Here is a 4,866-nt window from a genome sequence, read left to right as displayed (position 1 = left end):
GGCCGCCACGGCCGCCGTCCCGCCCGGTGACGCTGTCGCGGCAAGCGGGGTGGCGCTCGCCGCCCGGCGCGCGGCGAAGCGGGGTATCGCGTTCCGCCGCTGCCCCCGAGCCGAGGCCCTGGACGCCCCCATCACCTGCGGAAAGGTCTCCGTACCTCTCGACTACGCCCGTCCCCGCGGCAAGCACATCGCCCTTACCGTCAGCCGGATCCGGGCCACCGGCCCCAAGGCCCGGCGTCAGGGCGCGCTGATCTACAACCCCGGCGGACCGGGCGCCTCCGGTATGGCGTTCCCCGAGTACGCGGCCGAGGGGGCCTTCCACCGTCTGGCCGCCGCCTACGACTTCGTCGGCTACGCCCCACGGGGCGTGGGCCGTTCGGCCCCGCTGTCCTGCCAGCGGCCGTCGGCCTACGCCAAGGCGCCGACCAGCTCCCCGCCGCACCCCACCGCCGCCTTCAAACGGCGGCTGGTGGCGCGGGCACGCGCCTACGTCCGGGGCTGTGTGCGCCGCGCGGGCCGCGCGCTCGCGCACTTCACCACGCTGAACAACGCCCGCGATCTGGAGGTGCTGCGCGCGGCGCTGGGCCAGCGGCGGCTCACCTTCGTGGGCGCCTCGTACGGCACGTACTACGGGGCCGTGTACGCCACGCTCTTCCCGGGGCGGGTGCGCCGGATGGTCTTCGACAGCGTGGTCAACCCCGCCCCCTGGCGGATCTGGTACCACGACAACCTCGACCAGTCGGTGGCCTTCGAACGGCGCTGGCGGGACTGGCGCCGCTGGGTCGCCCGGCACCACACCGTCTACCACCTGGGCAGCACCGAGGAGCGGGTGCTCGCCTCGTACGAGAAGGCGCGGCGGCGGCTGGGGCACAAGCCCGCGGGCGGGGTCATCGGCACCGCCCAGCTCCAGAGCGCGTTCCTGCGGACCGGCTACAACGACGCCTACTGGGATCCAGCCGCCCGGGCGCTGGCCGCCTATCTGCTCGGTGACCCAGAGCCGCTGATCGCGCTCGCCGCGCCCGATCCTGCGCAGGCGGCCGACGACGAGAACGGCAACGCCGTCTACACCGCCGTGGAGTGCAACGACGCGCCCTGGCCGCGCACCTGGGCCACCTGGAACCGCGACAACACCGCCCTCGCCCGCCGCGCGCCCTTCGAGACCTGGGACAACGTGGCGATGAACCTGCCGTGCGCCTTCTGGCCGCTGAAGCCCGGCCGCCCCCTCGACGTGGGGAACCTGGAGGCGGTGGGCCCCCGGACGGCGCGAGTCGCACCGCCGCCGGTGCTGCTGCTCTCGGCGGAGCGGGACGCGGCCACCCCCTACGCGGGGGCGAAGGAGCTGTGGCACCGGCTGCCCGGCTCCTCGCTGGTGACCGAGCGGAAGGCGGGCACCCACGGGGTGTGGGGCGGGCCGAACGACTGCGTCAACCGCCATGTGGACACGTATCTGCTGACCGGGAGGACGCCGGGCCGGGCCGCCTCCTGCGCCCCGCGCCCGGAGCCCGTACCGCTTCCGGAGCCGGCCCCGCTGCCCGAGTCGGGCAAGCAGCCGGCCGCGATCCCGGGCACGCCGTAAGAGGACGTATCAGGCCGTAAGAGGGCGCCGGGGCCCGTACGGGACGACCGTAAGGCCGTCCCGACCGCCGTAAGGGCGTCCCCACCGCCGTGTACCGCCGTGTACCGCCGTAGGAGCGTCAGGCCAGACCGGCGACGAGCTCGGAGACCGCCTTGCGCCGCCCGGTGTAGAACGGCACCTCCTCGCGCACATGGCGGCGCGCCTCGGAGGCGCGCAGATGGCGCATCAGGTCGACGATCCGGTGCAGCTCGTCCGCCTCGAAGGCCAGGATCCACTCGTAGTCGCCGAGCGAGAAGGACGCGACCGTGTTGGCGCGCACATCGGGGTAGCCGCGCGCCATCTTGCCGTGGTCCGCGAGCATCCGGCGGCGGTCCTCGTCGGGCAGCAGGTACCAGTCGTAGGAGCGGACGAACGGGTACACGCTGACGTAGTCGCGCGGGTTCTCGTCCGCGAGGAACGCCGGGATGTGGGCCTTGTTGAACTCGGCCGGGCGGTGCAGCGCCATGTTGGACCACACCGGCTCCAGGGCCCGCCCCAGCCGGGTGCGGCGGAAGAGGTTGTACGCCTCCTGGAGGGCGTCGGAGGTCTCCGAGTGCCACCAGATCATGACGTCCGCGTCGGCGCGCAGCCCGGACACGTCGTAGGTGCCGCGCACGGTGACGTCCTTGGCGGCGAGCTGGGAGAAGAGCTCCTCGACCTCGTCGGCGTAGCCGGTGCGGTCCTCCGGCAGCACATCGCGCAGCCGGAACACCGACCACAGGGTGTAGCGGATGACCTCGTTGAGGTCCTTGGCCTTCTTACCGGCGTTGGGAGTCTTCTCAGGTGCAGCAGTCATGGCCCTATTCTCGCTCTCCGGCTGCGGAGCCCGGCTCCAGGGGGGCCGTCAGAGCGCCCAGCAGCTCATCGGCCGCCTTACGGGCGCTGCCGACGCACGCCGGGATGCCCACCCCGTCGTAGAGCGCGCCGCACACTCCCAGCCCCGGCACCTTGGCGATCTCGGCGCGGATGCGGGCCACCCGGTCGAGATGGCCCACCGGGTACTGCGGAAGTCCGCCGTCCCAGCGGTCCACCCGGCTCGCGACGGGCCGGGCCGTCAGGCCGACGGCTTCGCCCAGATCGGTGAGCGACATCCTTACCAGGTCGGCGTCGTCCCGCTTCAGATCCGCCTCGTCGTCAAACCGCCCGATCGAGGTACGCAGCACGAAGAGATCGGGCCCGGCGTCCCGCAGCCAGCCCCATTTGCGGCTGGAGAACGTCGCCGCCTTGATCGTCCGGCCGTCGACCGGCGGCACCAGGAAGCCGCTCCGTTCGGCGAGCGCTTCCACGCCGGTGAGTGCGTCGCGCCGAAAAGCCATGGTGACCAGCGCCATCGAGGCGTAGTCGACGGCGGCCAGCTCGGTGGAGGCGGCCGGGGCCTCGGCGGCCAGCAGCCGGGCGGCGGCGGGCGCGGGGACCGCCAGCACCACGGCGTCGGCCGTCACCACCGGCGGGCCACCCGTACCGCCCGTGCCGCCCATGCCACCCGCGCCGTCGGTGCCGCCCGTGCCGTCCACCGTGAGGGTCCAGCCGTCTGCGGTGCGCCGCAGCTCCCGTACGGCCACCCCGGTGCGGATCTCGCCGCCCGCCGCCCGCACGGCGTCGGCAACCGCGAGCGGCAGCCGGCCGATCCCGCCGTCGATGCCCATGAACACCGGGCCGTCCTGCCGTCGCGCGGCGCGCTCGGCCAGCTCCCGGACGCCGTCGGTCAGCGGGCCGCCGGAGCGGGCCACCTCGAAGAGGGTGGGGACCGAGGCGCGCATCGAGGTGCGGTACACATCGCCCGCGTACACCCCGCCCAGCAGCGGTTCGACCAGCCGGTCCACGACCTCGCGGCCGAGCCGCGCCGCGAGGTACTCGCCGAGCGCCACGTCCTCGCCGACCGGGGTGGGCGGCAGCTCCCGGTCGCGGGCGATCCGGGCCAGCCCCTCCTCCGAGATCACCCCGGACTCGGCCAGCGGCGCCAGATCGCCGGGGACGCCCATCACATGCCCCTTGGGCATCGGGCGCAGCCCGCCGCGCGTCCACAGGGAGGCGGTCGCCGTCGCGGGCGGCTGAAGCCGGTCGCCGAGGCCCACGGCGCGCGCCAGCTCGACGCCTTCCGGGCGGCGGGCGAGCATCGACTCGGCGCCGAGGTCGACGGGTACGCCCTCGATCTCCCCCGCGCGCAGCTTGCCGCCGAGCCGTCCCGACGCCTCCAGGACCGTCACCCGCGCCCCGCCGTCCAGCAGCCGGTGAGCCGCCGCGAGGCCCGCGATTCCGCCGCCTATGACCACCACATGGCCGGTGCGTCCCGTCCCCGGGGTGTTCGCCGCTCTCATGTGCCCACTCTCTCACCCGCCCCCAGGGCGTGATGTGCCGAGGCCGTCGCCAGATCGGCCTCGATCCGGGCCGCGGTGGCGCGCAGCGCCGGGAGGAGTTCGCCACGGGTGCTCTCGGCGGCGCCGCGGCCCGCGTGGGTCGCCACGTTGAGCGCGGCCACCACCCGTCCGCGCGCGTCCCTTACGGGCACGGCGAGCGACCGCAGCCCCTCCTCCAGCTCCTGGTCGACCAGGGCGTGCCCCTCCTGCGCCACGCGCTCCACGACCCGCGCCAGCTCGGGCACGTCGGTCACGGTGTGCCGGGTCAGCGGCCGGGGCCGCACCCCGGCGAGATGGGCGGCGCGGGCGTCGGCGTCCAGACCCGCGAGCAGCACCCGGCCCATGGACGTCGCGTAGGCGGGGAAGCGGGTGCCGATGGTGATGTTGACGCTCATGATGCGGACGGTGGGGACGCGCGCTATATAGCGGATGTCGCCGCCGTCGAGGACGGCCAGGGAGGCCGACTCATGGACGGTGCGGACCAGTTCGCGCATATGCGGCTGGGCGATATCGGTGAAGCCTCGCTCGGCGAGGGGGGCGTAGCCGAGCTCCAGCACGCGCGGCAGCGGCCGGAAGACCCGGCCGTCGGCCTCCACGTACCCCAGCTCGACGAGGGTCAGCAGCGAGCGCCGGGCGGTGGCCCGCGCCAGCCCGGTGGCCTCCGCGACGGCGCTGAGCGTCATTCCGCCGCCCCGGCCGCCGCCGTCCGCCGTGGCGGTCTCGCCCCGGCTCGCACCCTCCGCCCCGCCCAGTGCCCGCAGGACGGCCAATCCGCGCGCGAGCGACTGGAGGAACCCCGCTCCCAGCTCCCGCTTGGCCATCCGCGCGGGGTCCTCGCCCAGGGCCGTCGGCGCGCCGTCCGGGGTGCCCCACGCGCGCGCGGCGGCGGGGCGT

4 protein-coding genes are annotated in these 4,866 nt (G+C 74.8%); 1 reads left to right on the top strand and 3 read right to left on the bottom strand.

The window, feature by feature from the left end; translation table 11 throughout:
• Positions 1-1,576, top strand: a 1,576-nt coding sequence (locus tag KN815_RS46570; RefSeq protein ID WP_216347830.1) for an alpha/beta hydrolase, incomplete at its 5' end; no start/stop codon positions are given.
• Positions 1,577-1,694: 118 nt separating this feature from the next.
• Here the strand turns inward: KN815_RS46570 and hemQ are convergent.
• The 3 genes from hemQ to KN815_RS46555 form a co-directional block, all read right to left on the bottom strand.
• Positions 1,695-2,411, bottom strand: coding sequence for a hydrogen peroxide-dependent heme synthase (gene hemQ / locus KN815_RS46565; protein WP_216347829.1), 717 nt, complete (start codon positions 2,409-2,411; stop codon positions 1,695-1,697).
• Positions 2,412-2,415: 4 nt separating this feature from the next.
• A complete protein-coding gene (hemG, locus tag KN815_RS46560; protein ID WP_216347828.1) occupies positions 2,416-3,933 on the bottom strand; it encodes a protoporphyrinogen oxidase in 1,518 nt (505 codons plus the stop codon).
• A partial coding sequence (locus tag KN815_RS46555) for an IclR family transcriptional regulator domain-containing protein (protein ID WP_216347827.1) occupies positions 3,930-4,866 on the bottom strand: 937 nt, incomplete at its 5' end. The genes KN815_RS46555 and hemG, both read right to left, overlap by 4 nt.

It is taken from the genome of Streptomyces niphimycinicus (genome assembly GCF_018883605.1).
GTDB classification, from domain to species: Bacteria; Actinomycetota; Actinomycetes; order Streptomycetales; family Streptomycetaceae; genus Streptomyces; species Streptomyces niphimycinicus.
Note: the sequence above shows the minus strand (reverse complement) of the source record. Positions and strands in the feature narration are given on the sequence as shown.